Here is a 13,995-nt window from a genome sequence, read left to right on the forward strand (position 1 = left end):
CGTCAGGCCGCCAGCTTGGCCAGCAGTGCCTGCACCACGTCCAGCTGCACCGGCTTGGTCAGGTGCCGGTCGAAGCCGGCCTCGTTCGACTTGAGGCGGTCGCTCTCGGCGCCCCAGCCGGTGAGGGCGACCAGGGTCATGTCTTGCAAGCCGCCTACCTGGCGCATGGCGCGGGCGGTGTCGTAGCCGTCCATGCCCGGCATGCCGATGTCGAGGAAGGCCACCTGGGGACGGAACTCCTTCGCGGCTTCCAGCGCCTCGGGGCCGTCGTGCGCCACCCGGGTGACGTAGCCGCAGGCTTCCAGGATCATCGACAGCGTCATGGCGGCATCGACGTTGTCGTCCACCACCAGGATCTTGGTGCCTTCGCCCGCCGCCTCGCCGGGGTCGTCGCTTGCCGGTTCAGCGGCCGCGTCCGCCGGACCGCCGGCGAGCGGCAGGCGCACGGTGAACACGCTGCCGGCCTGTGCGCCGCCGCTGGCGGCCGATACCGCGCCGCCATGCATGTCCACCAGCCGGCGCACCAGCGACAGGCCGATCCCGAGGCCGCCCTGCGAGCGCTCCAGGTGGTGGCCGATCTGGCTGAACATCTCGAATACGGAAGTCAGTGCATCCTGCGGAATACCGACCCCGTTGTCGGAGACGGCGATTACGGCCTCCTGTCCGTCGGTGCGCAGCGACAGGCCGATGCGCCCACCCGCCGGGGTGTACTTGGCTGCGTTGTTGAGCAGGTTGGCCACCACCTGGGCGATGCGGTTCACGTCGACGTCGGCCGCTACTATGCCGTCCGGCACCTCCACCGAGAGTTCGTGCCGGCCGTTCTCGATCAGCGGCAGGCTGGTTTCGACGGCGCTGGACAGCACGCTGCGCAGGTCGGCGCCTTCCTTCCTGAGTTCCAGCTTGCCGCCGCTGATGCGGGCGATGTCGAGCAGGTCGTCGATCAGGTGCACCATGTGGCCGACCTGGCGTTCCATCACCTCGCGTACCCGCGCCATCGACGCGGCGTCGTCGCCCTTCAGGCGCATCACGGACAGGCCGCTGCGGATCGGCGCCAGCGGGTTGCGCAGCTCGTGCGCCAGCGTGGCCAGGAACTCGGTCTTGCGCTGGTCGGCCTGGGCCAGGTCCTTGGCCAGGCCGAGCAGGGTCGCCTCCGACTGTTTGCGCGCCGTGATGTCGCTGAACAGCAGCGCCACCTTGTTGCTGTCCGCCCCGCCCAGGCGGGTGGCGTATACGTCGAACCAGCGGCCCATGGCCGGGGCTTCGTTCTCGAAGCGCACCGCTTCGCCGGTTCGCGCGACCCGGCCATAGGTCTCGAACCAGTAGCCGTCGAGGTTCGGGATCAGTTCCTTCGCCGTGCGTCCCACCGCGCCTTGCAGGCCGGTGTGGGTCTCGAACATCGGGTTCATCTCGAGGAAGCGGTAGTCCACCGGACGGCCCTGGTCGTCGAAGATCATCTCGAAGATGCAGAAACCCTGGTCCATCGATTCGAACACGGTGCGGTAGCGCTCTTCGCTGGCGCGCAGCTTCTCGGCGGCGCGCCGGCTCTCGGTGGTGTCCACCACGATCGCCACCAGCCCCTGGAACTCGCCGTCGGGGCCACGCAGCGCATTCACGCTGCTGGTGGCCGGCATCAAGCTGCCGTCGCGGCGCAGGTATTCCTTCTCGACGATGACGCTGGGCTCGCCGGCGCGCAAACGCTGCACGGCTTCCAGCGTCACCGGCACCGAGTCCGGCGCGGTCACGTCCAGCACGCTCGCTCCCAGCAGTTCCGATTCCCGGCGCTGCACCATGTTGCAGTACTTCTGGTTGACCAGGGTGATGCGGGCCTCGGCGTCCATCTGGACCACACCGGTGGCGGCCTGGCCGACGATCTTCTGGAAGCGTTCGCTCACGGTGCGCAACTGGCGCACCAGGTCTTCGCGCTCGGCTTCCGCCGCAACCTGGCCGGTGATGTCGCGCGAGGTCGCCAGCAGGCCGGCCGCGCCGACGGGGCTGATGGTGACGTCCCACCACTTGACGGCGCCGTTTGCGGAGGGACAGGACGCGCGCAGGCGGCCGATGCCCTTGTGACGCGCCGCCGCCATCGCGGCCTCGACCTCGGGGCGGCAGGCATCCGGCCATAGCGACGGCCAGCGCCGGCCGCGCAAGGCGTCGAGACTGCCGATCTCCATGGCGCGCAAGCCGTTGCCGTTCATCGCGACGATGTGGCCTTCCGCGTCGAGCAATTTGACACAGTCGGGACTGGCTTCGAAGAGTTGTTGGCCAAGCATGGCCGGGTCGAGCGCGTGGATGGCGTCGCTGCTGTCCTGCATGGTGGGGGTCCTTGTCGAGTCCCTCGAAAGTATAGCTGCACGCCTTTGCCGCGTCGCTAAATTCGACAAATTTGTCATGAAACTGTTATCTGGCCGTCACAAGCTGGTCATGTTTCCTCCCTACCATGCGTGAACATTTCCTAACAACGAACAGGATTACTCGTGAACAAGCCGACCGACCTCGCCCGCATCCCTGTCGACCATGACGACGGAGAGTCGAACGTTTCGTCGAACGAACAATTCAGCACCGTCCTCGAGGCCCGCCTGAGCCGCCGCAGCCTGCTGCGCGGCGGCGCCGCCACTGCTGCATCCGCGCTGTTGGGCGCCATCGGCCTGAGCGGCTGCGGCGGCTCTGACAACGATACCGCCACCGCCACCCCGCCGGTGAACACCACCCCGCCGCCGCCGCCGCCGGAAAAGCTGCTCGGCTTCACCGCCGTCTCCAAGAGCCTGGCCGACAGCGTCGTCGTCCCGGCCGGCTACACCGCCAGCGTCCTGTATGCGCTGGGCGATCCGCTGACCGCGACCGGCGCCGCCTACAAGAACGACGGCACCGACGGCGACTTCGAAAACCGCGCCGGCGATCACCACGACGGCATGGAATTCTTCCCCGTCTCCACCAGCAACGGCCCGTCCACCACCGCCACCGACCGCGGCCTGCTGGCGATGAACCACGAAGCCACCACCGACGAGAAACTGTCATCCCACTTCGTGCACGCGAACGGCGGCACCCAGAGCCTGCCGCGTCCGGCCGGCGAGGTGGACAAGGAAATGGCGCTGCACGGCCTGTCCGTGGTCGAAGTGCGCCGCAACGGCAACAAATGGGAATACCTGAAGGAGTCCGGCTTCAACCGCCGCGTGCACCAGCAGACCGAGGTCGAGCTGTCCGGCCCGGTGCGCGGCAATGCGCTGGCAATCACCAAGTACTCGCCGAACGGCACCAGGACCCGTGGCACGCTGAACAACTGCGGCACCGGCAAGACCCCGTGGAACACCTACCTGTCGGGCGAAGAGAACTGGTCCGGCTACTTTACCCGCGCTGCGACCGATGACGCGGCGCGCGGCGACAAGAGCGTGGTGTCGCTCAAGCGCTACGGCCGCAACCAGGGCGCCGCCTCGCGCCACGGCTGGGAGACCGGCGGTACGGAAGACAAGTACCAGCGCTGGAACATCAGCAAAAGTGGAGCGTCGAGCAATGGCAGCGACGACTACCGCAACGAGATGAACGGCATGGGCTACATCGTCGAGATGGACGCCTACGACAAGACCAAGTCGATCAAGAAGCGCACCGCGCTGGGCCGTTTCGCCCACGAGAGCGCCGTGTTCGGCAAGCCGGTCGCAGGCCAGCCGCTGGCCGTGTACATGGGCGACGATTCGCGCAACGAATACATCTTCAAGTTCGTATCGAGCGCCACCTGGGCCGCTGCCGACGCCACCCCGACGGACCGCATCGCCACCGGCGACAAATACCTCGACAGCGGCAAGCTGTACGTGGCCAAGTTCGCCGCCGACGGCAGCGGCCAGTGGATCGAGCTGTCGATTACCAATCCGGCCATCGCCGCCTACGCCGCCTACAAGTTCGCCGACCAGGCCGACGTGCTGGTGAATGCCCGCCTGGCGGGCGACGCCGTGGGCGCGACCATGATGGACCGTCCGGAATGGTGCTCGGTGCACCCGGGTACCGGCGACATCTATTTCACGCTGACCAACAACAGCAACCGCCGCGTCGAGCCGAGCAGCTCGAGCCAGAGCGCCCCGGATGCCGCCAACCCGCGCGTCTATACCGACATGAAGGGCACGACGGCGCAGCAGGGCAACCCGAACGGCCACATCATCCGTGTCAAGGAAGGCGCGGCGGGTTCGACCGCCACCAGCTTCACCTGGGACGTCTACCTGTTCGGCGCCGAAGCCGGCGCCGCTGCCGGCACCGTGAACCTGTCCGGCCTCACCGCCGACCAGGACTTCTCGAGCCCGGACGGCCTGGCCTTCACCCCGTCCACCGGCATCTGCTGGATCCAGACCGACGACGGCGCCTACACCGACGTCACCAACTGCATGATGCTGGCAGGCCTGCCGGGCCAGGTGGGCGACGGCAAGAAAGTCACCCTGAGCCACCAGCGCGCCAACGGCACGGCCCTGAACGTGGACACCTACGTCGGCAAGGCCGCCACCGCGGACACGCTCAAGCGCTTCCTGGTCGGCCCGGTCGGCTCGGAGATCACCGGCATCGCCGAGACCCCGGACGGCAAGGCGCTGTTCGTGAACATCCAGCACCCGGGCGAGAACACGGCGGTCGCCAATATCGCCGATCCGACCAAGTACACCAGCCAGTGGCCGTCGAACGCCGGCTACGGCGCCGGCAAGCGCCCGCGCTCGGCGACCATCGTCATCACCAAGAATGACGGCGGCCGTATCGGCAGCTGATCGCTGACACAGGTTTCAAGTTCTCCCATCTTCAGGCCGGATACGCAAGTGTCCGGCCTTTTTTTCGTCCATCGCAAGGAGCGTGAAAGCAAGGCGTGCCAGCATCGGGGACGCGTCATCCATCCGCAGGAGCCCGCCATGCCGACCGTCACCCTCTCGACTTACCTCCGCATCACGCGCGCCAGCGCCCTGTTCGACATCCTCATCGTGGCGCCCTTCGCCACGCCCTGGACCTTCGCGCTGTTGCACCCGCAGCTCACGCGGCTCAACCTGTGGCTGGGCGGCGCGCCGCTGGCGCCCTTCGCCCAGATCCACATCCTGATCACCTGCCTGATGGGCAGCCTGGTGCTGCTATGGTCCGTGCGGCGCCTGCTGGAGCCGAGCCTGGCGCTCGGGCGCTACGACGGGGCCGGGCGCTTCCTGTTCGCGGCCTGGATGCTGTGGGCGCTGGCAGCCGGCGGGCTGCCCCTGGTGTGGCTGTTCCTGGTGCCGGAACTGCTGTGGGGCGTGGCCCAGTGGTGGCCGGTGGCGCCCGCGCGCGGCGTACAGCGCGCCAACAGGGCCGGGTTGAAACTGGTGCACGGGTCCTAGCCTAGGGCAGGGGCAGCAGCACCGCGCACGCCGCCTCCGTCAAGGCCGCCCCCAGGCGTTCGAGCCGCGGCGGCTGGATGCGCCAGGCGTGCCAGTACAGCGGCACGTCCACGTATAGCGCGGGGGCCAGGTCCACCATCGATCCATCCTGCAGCATGGCGCCGCACTGCTCCATCGGCAGCATGCCGTAGCCCATGCCGATCCGGATCGCCGCAACAAAGGGATCGCTGGCCGGCACGTAGTGGAAGGGATAGGACCCTTCCGGCAGGCCGAAATGGCGCAGCAGGAAGGCCGACTGCAGCGAGTCCTTGCGGTCGAACACCACTACCGGGGCGCGCTGCGCCGTCTCGCGGTTGAAGCCGTCGGCGAACCACTGCGCGGCAAACGCCCTTGACGCCACCATCCGGTAGCGCATCCGGCCCAGCGGGCGCACGGTGCAGCCGTGCATCGGGGCAGCTTCGGCCGCCACGCAGGCCACCACGCGGCCCTGTTCCAGCAGCGCGAAGGTGTGGCCCTGGTCGTCGGGTACGCATTCAACCAGCAGTTCCTCGCCAGCCAGGATCGGCGCCAGCGCCGGCAGCAGCCAGGTGGCGAGACTGTCGTTGTTGACCGCGATCGCCACCCGCGCCGGGCCGGCGTCCATACCCATGTCGGCCAGGAACTCCGTCTCGAGCAGGGTGGAGCGGCGCAGGTACTGCAGCAGCCGGGTGCCCGGTGCGGTCGGGCGGCAGGGACGGCTGCGCACCAGCAGGGGCGTGCCGAAGTCCTGCTCCAGCGCCGAGATGCGCTGCGAGACGGCCGAGGGGCTCAGGGCCAGCTGGACGGCGGCCGCTTCCAGGCTGCCGGTGTCGACTGCCGCGATGAAGGCGGCGCTGCGGCGAGGATCGATCTGCATCAGTTTTGCTTAACCAAGTTTAGAAATCATGAATATATTTGAATTAAGGGGCGGCATGGGCGAGCATAGTCGCTTTCGTGGAGGAGCATCATGTTTTCGCAAGCGGTTTTCCTGCAGGGACTGGGCCTTGGCGCCAGCCTGATCATGGCCATCGGCGCCCAGAACGCGCACGTGATCCGCACCGGCGTGCGCGGCCGGCACGTGGCGGCGACGGTCGCTACCTGCATCGTTGTCGACGTGCTCCTGATCGCGCTCGGCGTCGCCGGCCTGGGCGCGCTGGTGGAAGCCTCGCCCACCCTGATGGCCGTGGCGCGCTACGGCGGCGCCCTGTTCCTCGTCTGGTACGGCTGGCGCTGCTGGAAGAGCAGCCTGCAAGGCGGCGCCGTGCTCGAACTGTCGGCAGAGGCGACGTCGCAGACCCTGGGACGGGCGCTGGCCACCGTGCTGGCGCTGTCGCTGCTCAATCCGCACGTCTACCTCGACACCGTGGTGCTGCTCGGCGCCGTGGGCAGCAGCCTGGCCGGCGACGCCCGCCCTTCCTTTGCGCTGGGGGCCATGACGGCCTCGGTGCTGTGGTTCTCGGCGCTCGGCCTCGGCGCACGGCGCTACGCTTCCGTGCTCGGCCGCCCGGCCGTGTGGCGCGCCATCGAAGCCTGCACGGGCTCGCTGATGCTGGTGCTGGCCTGGCTGCTGGTGCGGGGAGCGTGAGCGCACGGGTCTCGCTATACTCATGATTCGACCCCGATCCGAAGGAGCCGCATCATGCCTCACGCGCTGCAGTCGCTGCTGGACATCCGCTACCCCATCATCCAGGCCCCGATGGCGGGTGTGTCGACCCCGGCGCTGGCCGCCGCTGTGTCGGAAGCGGGAGGCCTGGGCTCGATCGCCGTGGGCGCCATGACGCCGGCGCAGGCCAGGGCCGCCATCGCCGCGGTGCGCGAGAAGACGGCGCGGCCTTTCCAGGTCAACGTGTTTACCCATGCGCCTGCGCAGGCCGATGCGGCGCGCGAGGCGGCCTGGCTGGCGTGGCTTCGTCCGCACTTCGAACGCTTCGGCGCCGAGCCGCCTGCCGCGCTGACCGAGATCTACCGCAGTTTCGTCGACGACGACGCCATGTTCGAACTGATGCTGGCCGAGCGTCCCGCCGTGCTCAGCTTCCATTTCGGCCTGCCGCCGCAGGAAAAGATCGACGCCCTGAAGGCGGCCGGCATCGTCCTGTTCACCACCGCGACCTCGCTCGACGAGGCCCGCCGCATCGAGGCGGCCGGCATCGACGTGATCGTCGCCCAGGGCATCGAGGCGGGCGGGCACCGCGGCATGTTCGACCCGTCCGCGCCCGACCCGGCGCTGCCCACGGTCGAATTGCTGGAGCAGCTGCGCGACAAGCTGTCGTTGCCGCTGGTCGCGGCCGGCGGCATCATGGACGGCAAGCATATCCGCACCGCGCTGTATCACGGGGCCGGCGCGGTCCAGATGGGCAGCGCCTTCATCGCCTGTCCGGAATCCTCTGCGCCGGCGCATCATCGCAGCCTCATCGCCACGGGCGCGGGGCTGCAGACCGAACTGACGCCTGTCATCTCGGGCCGGCCGGCGCGCGGTATCGTCAACCGCCTGTTCACCGAGGTGGGGGGAGCCGGACATCCGCCGGTGCCGGACTACCCGATTGCCTACGATGCGGCCAAGCAGCTGCATGCCGCCGCGTCCGGCCAGGGCAGCCAGGACTATTCCGTCAACTGGGGCGGCGCCAACTTCGCGCAGGCGCGCGCCATGCCGGCGGGGGCGCTCGTCGCTGCGCTGGTGGCGCAGATGAACGAGGCCGCCTAGCCGGTGCGCGCCAGCGGGCGGCAGCGTTCCTCGAGCAGCGCGTGCAGCAGCTTCACCGCCGGCGAGAACTGCCTGCGGTGCGGGCACACCAGGTGCAGCGGCGTGGGCTCGCCCGGCACCTCGGGCAGCAGCACTTCCAGCCAACCCTGCGCCACGTCGGCGCTGACGTCGAGCCAGGATTTATAGGCGATGCCTTCGCCGGCCAGGGCCCAGCGCCGCACCACTTCGGCGTCGTCGCTCACCAGCCGTCCCGACACCTGCACCAGGCGCGCACCCTCCGCCGTCGGGAAGGACCAGCGGTCGTAGGTGCGGCCGCGCAGGCGGTATTGCAGGCAGTTGTGGCCGGCCAGCGCGTCGAGCGTGGCAGGGCGCCCATGCCGGGCGATGTAGTCGGGCGAGGCCACCAGCACGCGGCGGTTGCCGGGCGCGACCGGCAGGGCGACATAACTGGCGTCGTCGATCTGTCCGTAGCGCAGGGCGATGTCGACCGGGTCGCGGAACACGTCGGCCACCTGGTCCGATACCAGCAGCTGGATGTCGAGCCCCGGATGGGCGCGCCGGAATTCCGAGATCCAGGGCAGCAGCAGGTTGCGCCCGAAGTCGGACGGGGCGGCGATCTGCAGCGTGCCGGTGAGGCAGTTGGTATCGCCGCGGATGCCCTCGAAGCCGTCGCGCAGGGCCTGCAGCGCATCCTGGGCAAAGGGAAGGTAGCGCCGCCCTTCCTCTGTCAGGCGTAGGCTGCGCGTGGAGCGCGCGAACAGGCGGATGTCGAGCTCGCGCTCCAGGCGGCCGATCGCCGCGCTGGCCTGCCCGGGCAGCAGGTTGATCTCGCGCGCGGCCTTCGAAAAACTGCCCAGGGCCGCAGTCCGGACGAACAGTGACAGGTCATCCAGCCTGACCATTTTCTCTCCAACTGTGAAAGTGAAATCGCTCCAGCCGGGTTTTTCCGCACCGGCCCGCTACATAGAATCGTATCCAGGCTTAAAACTTACCGGAGATTCAACATGAAAGCAGTAGTGTATACCCAGCACGGCCTGCCCATCGACGACCCTGCCGCACTGCAGGACACCGAGCTGCCGATGCCTGCGCCCGGCCCGCACGACCTGCTGGTGGAAGTGCGCGCCGTCTCGGTCAACCCGGTCGACACCAAGATCCGCCGCGGCGCTGCCGTGACCGAGCCACGGGTGCTGGGCTGGGATGCCAGCGGCATCGTGCGCGGCGTCGGCAGCGCCGTCACCCTGTTCAGGGAAGGCGACGAAGTGTTCTACGCCGGCTCGCTCGTGCGTCCGGGCTCGAACAGCGAGTACCAGGCCGTGGACGAGCGCATCGTCGGCCGCAAGCCGGCCACGCTCGATTTCGCCCAGGCGGCCGCCCTGCCTCTGACCGCGATCACGGCCTGGGAGCTGCTGTTCGACCGCCTTCGGCTGGCCGAAGGCGGCGGCGCCGGGAAGTCGCTGCTGGTGATCGGCGCGGCCGGCGGGGTCGGCTCGATCCTGGTGCAGCTGGCGCGCAAGCTGACCGCCTTGAGCGTCATCGGCACCGCCTCGCGTGAAGAAACCCGCAGCTGGGTGCGCGAACTCGGCGCCCATCATGTCATCGACCACGCGCAGCCGCTGCGGGCGCAGCTCGAAGCGCTGGGCGTCCCGGCGGTGGACATCGTCATCAGCCTGACGCACACCGACCAGCATTACGATGCCGTCGTCGACCTGCTGGCGCCGCAGGGCCAGTTCGCCCTGATCGACGATCCGGCCCAGCTCGACGCCCTGCCCCTCAAGCGCAAGTCGATCTCGCTGCACTGGGAACTGATGTTCACGCGCTCGATGTTCGAGACGGACGACATGATCAAGCAGCACAAGCTCCTGAATCTGGTCGCGCAGATGATCGACGACGGCAGCCTGCGCACCACGCTGGGCGAACACTACGGCGTGATCAACGCCGAGAACCTGCGCCGCGCCCATGCCCTGATCGAAAGCGGCCGCGCAGTCGGCAAGATCGTGCTCGAAAACTTCTAAGCCCTACACGGAATCGAACAAGATGGATATTCTCGCAACAGCCCGCCAGCGCCACGCCACCAAGGCCTACGACGGCGCACGCCGCGTGCCCGAAGAACTGATGCAGCAGGTGTACGGCCTGCTGCGCCACAGCCCCTCGTCGGTGAATTCGCAGCCCTGGCATTTCATCGTTGCCAGCACGCCCGAAGGCAAGGCGCGCGTGGCCAAGGCCACGCAGGGCGGCTACGGCTACAACACCGCCAAGATCCTCGACGCCTCGCACGTGATCGTGTTCTGCTCGCGCATCGACATGGACGACGCCCACCTGGAGCGCCTGCTGGCCCAGGAAGGGCGCGACGGGCGCTTCCGCGACGATGCCGCTAGAAACGGCCAGGATGCGGGGCGGCGCGGCTATGTGCGCACCCACCGCTACACCACGCGCGACATGCCGCAGTGGCTCGAAAAGCAGGTCTACCTGGCGCTTGGCACCGCCCTGCTGGGGGCAGCCTCGCTCGGCATCGACGCCACCCCGATGGAAGGCTTCGACCAGGCCATCCTGGACGCGGAATTCGGCCTGCACGAGCAGGGCCTGGCCAGCGTGGTGCTGGCGAGCTTCGGCTACCGCTCGGAGGCCGACTTCAATGCCGGCCTGCCGAAGTCGCGCCTGCCGGAAGAGCTGACCTTCACTTTCGTTTGATCCTGCGTGGCGGGCGGACCGTAGTGGTAATCCGTGGCGTGCTGGGGCGAAACCGGGCAACGCTGCGCCGCCAGCACGCTGCGCCGGTAGTCATCCAGCGGCGCCATCCCGAGCCGCGCGCGGCGCGCCTCGACCCGGGCGCGGTCATCCATGCGATCGAATTCGAGGGCGCAGTAGACCTTCGTCGGCGCCGACAGTTGCGTCCCGTAATGCTGCGGACGCTTCTCCAGGACCGCGATGCGGTCGTACAGGTAGGCGAAGGACTGGTCCACGCCGTCGCCGTCTCCCTGCGCGATCAGGTCTAGCACCAGTTTCTGGAAAGCCCTGTCATGCTCCGCATGCCGGACCACGAGCCAGGCATGCTCGACCGCCTGTGCGCCATGGGTGGCCGCCGAGGGCCAGCCGCAGCGCGCCACGATGGCCTGCAGGCGCTGCGCGTTGGTCCGGTCGACCAGGGCGACGTGGCTGGCCAGTCGTTGCTGCGGTTTGCTTTCGGGGGCCAGGTAGTCGATGCGCTGGCGCAGCGCCTGGTTCGCCGTCGCCATGGCGGCCAGCTCGGTGGCGAGCTCGCCGCATGATTCATTGGCGGCGGCAAGTGAGGGCTGGACCAGGCAGGCCGCAAGCAGCGCGGCGGACAGGTAGGTGTTGTGCATGTCGTCTCCTGAGGGCGCAGTGCACTGCACTGCACGGGCAGTGTAGCGGCGGCGCCGTCGACGGTCCACGCCGGGCGCATGGAAGCGTCGATCTGCGCTCAGCCCAGCTTGACCGGCAGCCGTGCGCTCGTCCATGCGTCCCGGCAGGATAATGTTGGCAGCCCATCCGAGGAGTTCACCATGCTGCGACGCGCCTTCCTGGCAGCAATCGCGCTTTTTGCCAGCAGCTCCTTGAAAGCGGCCGACGCCGACCTGTGGCAGCGTCTGCAAGGGGGCGGTTATGTGTTGTTGATCCGGCATGCCGTCACCGATCCCGGCATCGGCGATCCGCCCGGCTTCCGGCTGGCCATGTGCAGCACCCAGCGCAACCTGTCCGAGGAGGGCCGGCGCGACGCACGCGCGATCGGCGCGGCCTTGCGCAAGCGCGGCATTCCGCTCGGTCCGGTGCTGTCGAGCCGCTGGTGCCGCTGCCTCGACACCGCCCGCCTCGCTTTCGGCCGCGTGGAAGAGGCGCCGATGCTCGATTCCATGTTCCGCGACACCGAGGCCGCCGCCCGCGCCAGGCTGCGCGAAACCCTGGCGCGCGTGGACGCCTTCGGCAATGCGGGCAGCAAGACCAACCTGGTACTGGTGACGCACGACGTCAATATCCGTGCGCTGGTGAAGGAATATGCCGGGCAGGGCGAGATCCTGGTTGCGCGGCCGGGGCCGCACCGGCTCGACGTGGTCGGCCGCTTGCGCGCGCACCTGGCCGAAAACTGAGACCGTGCGTCGGGCAGCGGGCGTACAATGGCTTGCCTTTTTTACTTGACGGGAGCTCGTTCATGAAACGCTCGTTCTTGCTTGCCTCGCTGTTGACCGGCCTGGTGACCACCAGCGCGTTTGCCCACCACGGCTGGAGCGAATACAAGGCCGACAAGCCGCTGACCCTGTCCGGCACCATCGAGGAATCCGGCTATATGCAGCCGCACGGCTACGTGCGCCTGAAGGCGGCCGACAAGACCTGGCTGGTGGTGCTGGCGCCGCCGGGACGCATGGAAAACCGCGGCCTGCCGAAGGAAAACCTCACTGTCGGCGTCCAGGCCACGGTAGTTGGCTATCCGCACCGCAGCAATGCCGCCGAGCTGCGCGCCGAACGCATCACCATCAAGGACAAGACCACGGAGCTGCGCTGATGCAGCCCGGCGCAGGCGATGCGGCCCAATGGGCCGCGTCCCTGCCGCTGGCGCGGGCCCTGCGCGAGGGGGCCTGGCTGTACCCGGCCGTCGAGACCCTGCACATCATCGGTTTTGCCGTACTGGTGGGCGCGGTGGCGATGTTCGACCTGCGCGTGCTCGGCTTCGGCCGCCAGCTGCCGGTGCGGGACCTGGCCCGCCACCTCCTGCCCTGGTCGGCCGGCAGCATGCTGCTGGTCGCGCCCTCCGGGCTGCTGCTGTTCGTGGCCGATCCGCTGGCGCTGCTGGCCAACCGCGTGTTCCTGCTCAAGCTGGCGCTGATCGGCCTGGCCGGCCTGAACGCGCTGGCCTTCCATGCGGGGCCCTACCGCCGCCTCGACACCTGGCCGGAGCGGGCGCCGCCGCGCGCCATGCTGCACGCCCTGCTCTCGCTCGCCCTGTGGTGTGCCGTGATCGCCTGCGGGCGCCTGCTGGCCTATTTCTAGCAGTTGCACTATGCTGGACGGACCATGTGCGTCAACTACCATACTCCTACTCGTGAACAGCTCGGCAAGTTCGGCAAAATCGGTGCCTTCAGCGAGCTGCCGGCCGACTGGCGCTGGCCCGACGAAGTCTGGAAGGACTACAGCGCGCCGATCATCCGCCGCGGCCGCGACGGCAGCCCGGCGGCTTGCCTGGCCAGCTACGGCATGGTGCCGCGGCGCCACATCCCGCCCGGCGTCAAGCCCTTCGATACGATGAACGCGCGCGCCGAGTCGCTCGGCGAACGGCGCTCGTTCGCGCCCGCCTGGCGCCGCCTGCAGCTGTGCGCGGTGCCGATGACCTGGTTCTACGAGCCCTGCTACGAAAGCGGGCGCGCGCTGCGGCATGCGATCGGCATGCAGGACGACAGCCCCTTCCTGGTGGCCGGCCTGTGGCGCGAATGGACCGAAGCCGACGGGCGGGTCGAGTCCGCCTTCACGCAGATCACGATCAACGCCGACGATCATCCGCTCATGTCGCGCATGCACAAGCCCGGCGACGAGAAGCGCTCGCTGGTCATCCTCGCGCCGGAAGAACTCGACGACTGGCTGGCCTGCCGCGACGTGGAGACGGCGCGCAGCTTTCTCCGCCATTATCCGGCGGCGCGCATGAAGACCTGGGAAGCGCCGCAGACGGTGAAGAAGGCCCCGGAACCGTCGCCTAATTTGTCGCTGTTCTAGTAGGCGTGATCTGGTCCAGTGGACCAGATCACGCGCAGCCGACCGCGCGTTCAAACTACGGTAAAGTGGCCCGCGCGATTGTTCATCAGCTGGTTGAACGCGCGGGCGGGAGACCCGCCCACCCTTGTATCTTGTTCTCATTGGTGGTTAGCTACCACCAATTGAGGTGAAGACCAGCTTGAGCCCACCCTTAAGGCTCGACCTTGGAAGGTAGATCAAGCCCTTCACCTC

General features: G+C 68.4%; 14 protein-coding genes. 10 read left to right on the forward strand and 4 right to left on the reverse strand.

Annotated features, from left to right (window positions below):
• Nucleotides 1-2: 2 nt before the first annotated feature.
• Nucleotides 3-2,312: a hybrid sensor histidine kinase/response regulator gene (locus AC56KL_RS21000; protein WP_497182117.1), complete on the reverse strand. Its 2,310-nt coding sequence runs from the start codon at nucleotides 2,310-2,312 to the stop codon at nucleotides 3-5.
• 162 nt (nucleotides 2,313-2,474) lie between these two features.
• Between AC56KL_RS21000 and AC56KL_RS21005 the strand changes: the two genes are divergently transcribed.
• Together AC56KL_RS21005 and AC56KL_RS21010 are read left to right on the forward strand one after the other, a co-directional pair.
• Entirely contained in the window at nucleotides 2,475-4,736 is a 2,262-nt protein-coding gene (locus AC56KL_RS21005) for a PhoX family protein (protein ID WP_497182118.1), read from the forward strand.
• Nucleotides 4,737-4,874: 138 nt separating this feature from the next.
• Entirely contained in the window at nucleotides 4,875-5,327 is a 453-nt protein-coding gene (locus AC56KL_RS21010) for a hypothetical protein (protein ID WP_497182119.1), read from the forward strand.
• 1 nt (nucleotide 5,328) lies between these two features.
• Here AC56KL_RS21010 and AC56KL_RS21015 read toward each other — a convergent pair whose 3' ends face one another.
• A complete protein-coding gene (locus AC56KL_RS21015; RefSeq protein ID WP_497182120.1) occupies nucleotides 5,329-6,222 on the reverse strand; it encodes a LysR family transcriptional regulator ArgP in 894 nt (297 codons plus the stop codon).
• Between the two features lie 90 nt (nucleotides 6,223-6,312).
• On the opposite strand from AC56KL_RS21015, the gene AC56KL_RS21020 reads away from it, so the two are divergent.
• The gene (locus AC56KL_RS21020; RefSeq protein WP_497182121.1) at nucleotides 6,313-6,930 is read left to right on the forward strand and encodes a LysE/ArgO family amino acid transporter; all 618 of its coding nucleotides are present in this window, start codon (nucleotides 6,313-6,315) and stop codon (nucleotides 6,928-6,930) included.
• Between the two features lie 54 nt (nucleotides 6,931-6,984).
• The gene (locus AC56KL_RS21025; RefSeq protein WP_497182122.1) at nucleotides 6,985-8,046 is read left to right on the forward strand and encodes an NAD(P)H-dependent flavin oxidoreductase; all 1,062 of its coding nucleotides are present in this window, start codon (nucleotides 6,985-6,987) and stop codon (nucleotides 8,044-8,046) included.
• Here the strand turns inward: AC56KL_RS21025 and AC56KL_RS21030 are convergent.
• Nucleotides 8,043-8,948: a LysR family transcriptional regulator gene (locus tag AC56KL_RS21030; RefSeq protein WP_497182123.1), complete on the reverse strand. Its 906-nt coding sequence runs from the start codon at nucleotides 8,946-8,948 to the stop codon at nucleotides 8,043-8,045. The two genes, AC56KL_RS21025 and AC56KL_RS21030, sit on opposite strands and share 4 nt — an antisense overlap.
• Before the next feature lie 102 nt (nucleotides 8,949-9,050).
• Here AC56KL_RS21030 and AC56KL_RS21035 point away from each other — a divergent pair, with 102 nt between their 5' ends.
• Nucleotides 9,051-10,058 (forward strand): zinc-binding alcohol dehydrogenase family protein, encoded by a 1,008-nt coding sequence (locus tag AC56KL_RS21035; RefSeq protein ID WP_497182124.1) that lies wholly within the window; start codon nucleotides 9,051-9,053, stop codon nucleotides 10,056-10,058.
• 22 nt (nucleotides 10,059-10,080) lie between these two features.
• Nucleotides 10,081-10,734 (forward strand): oxygen-insensitive NAD(P)H nitroreductase, encoded by a 654-nt coding sequence (gene nfsB / locus AC56KL_RS21040; RefSeq protein ID WP_497182125.1) that lies wholly within the window; start codon nucleotides 10,081-10,083, stop codon nucleotides 10,732-10,734.
• Here nfsB and AC56KL_RS21045 read toward each other — a convergent pair.
• Nucleotides 10,656-11,387, reverse strand: coding sequence for a DUF6624 domain-containing protein (locus AC56KL_RS21045; protein ID WP_497182126.1), 732 nt, complete (start codon nucleotides 11,385-11,387; stop codon nucleotides 10,656-10,658). The two genes, nfsB and AC56KL_RS21045, sit on opposite strands and share 79 nt — an antisense overlap.
• A gap of 180 nt (nucleotides 11,388-11,567) precedes the next feature.
• On the opposite strand from AC56KL_RS21045, the gene AC56KL_RS21050 reads away from it, so the two are divergent.
• From AC56KL_RS21050 to AC56KL_RS21065, 4 genes are all read left to right on the forward strand, one after another.
• Nucleotides 11,568-12,149, forward strand: coding sequence for a histidine phosphatase family protein (locus AC56KL_RS21050; protein WP_497182127.1), 582 nt, complete (start codon nucleotides 11,568-11,570; stop codon nucleotides 12,147-12,149).
• Between the two features lie 62 nt (nucleotides 12,150-12,211).
• Nucleotides 12,212-12,562: a DUF6152 family protein gene (locus AC56KL_RS21055; protein WP_497182128.1), complete on the forward strand. Its 351-nt coding sequence runs from the start codon at nucleotides 12,212-12,214 to the stop codon at nucleotides 12,560-12,562.
• Nucleotides 12,562-13,047 carry a DUF6644 family protein gene (locus tag AC56KL_RS21060; protein WP_497182129.1) on the forward strand — a complete coding sequence of 162 codons (486 nt, stop codon included), beginning with the start codon at nucleotides 12,562-12,564 and terminating at the stop codon, nucleotides 13,045-13,047. The genes AC56KL_RS21055 and AC56KL_RS21060 overlap by 1 nt, the downstream gene beginning before the upstream one ends.
• 24 nt (nucleotides 13,048-13,071) lie before the next feature.
• Nucleotides 13,072-13,764 (forward strand): SOS response-associated peptidase, encoded by a 693-nt coding sequence (locus AC56KL_RS21065; RefSeq protein WP_497182130.1) that lies wholly within the window; start codon nucleotides 13,072-13,074, stop codon nucleotides 13,762-13,764.
• The last annotated feature ends 231 nt before the right edge of the window (nucleotides 13,765-13,995 follow it).

The sequence above is a fragment of the Telluria sp. ZB4P34 genome (assembly GCF_059686055.1).

Bases quoted from the DNA above. Each gene is read 5' to 3' on its own strand.
- AC56KL_RS21060 (WP_497182129.1), top strand. From the start codon at position 12,562: ATGCAGCCCGGCGCAGGCGATGCGGCCCAATGGGCCGCGTCCCTGCCG.
- AC56KL_RS21025 (WP_497182122.1), top strand. From the start codon at position 6,985: ATGCCTCACGCGCTGCAGTCGCTGCTGGACATCCGCTACCCCATCATC.
- AC56KL_RS21035 (WP_497182124.1), top strand. From the start codon at position 9,051: ATGAAAGCAGTAGTGTATACCCAGCACGGCCTGCCCATCGACGACCCT.
- AC56KL_RS21000 (WP_497182117.1), bottom strand. From the start codon at position 2,312: ATGCAGGACAGCAGCGACGCCATCCACGCGCTCGACCCGGCCATGCTT.
- AC56KL_RS21055 (WP_497182128.1), top strand. From the start codon at position 12,212: ATGAAACGCTCGTTCTTGCTTGCCTCGCTGTTGACCGGCCTGGTGACC.
- AC56KL_RS21020 (WP_497182121.1), top strand. From the start codon at position 6,313: ATGTTTTCGCAAGCGGTTTTCCTGCAGGGACTGGGCCTTGGCGCCAGC.
- AC56KL_RS21045 (WP_497182126.1), bottom strand. From the start codon at position 11,387: ATGCACAACACCTACCTGTCCGCCGCGCTGCTTGCGGCCTGCCTGGTC.
- AC56KL_RS21010 (WP_497182119.1), top strand. From the start codon at position 4,875: ATGCCGACCGTCACCCTCTCGACTTACCTCCGCATCACGCGCGCCAGC.
- AC56KL_RS21050 (WP_497182127.1), top strand. From the start codon at position 11,568: ATGCTGCGACGCGCCTTCCTGGCAGCAATCGCGCTTTTTGCCAGCAGC.
- nfsB (WP_497182125.1), top strand. From the start codon at position 10,081: ATGGATATTCTCGCAACAGCCCGCCAGCGCCACGCCACCAAGGCCTAC.
- AC56KL_RS21065 (WP_497182130.1), top strand. From the start codon at position 13,072: ATGTGCGTCAACTACCATACTCCTACTCGTGAACAGCTCGGCAAGTTC.
- AC56KL_RS21015 (WP_497182120.1), bottom strand. From the start codon at position 6,222: ATGCAGATCGATCCTCGCCGCAGCGCCGCCTTCATCGCGGCAGTCGAC.
- AC56KL_RS21030 (WP_497182123.1), bottom strand. From the start codon at position 8,948: ATGGTCAGGCTGGATGACCTGTCACTGTTCGTCCGGACTGCGGCCCTG.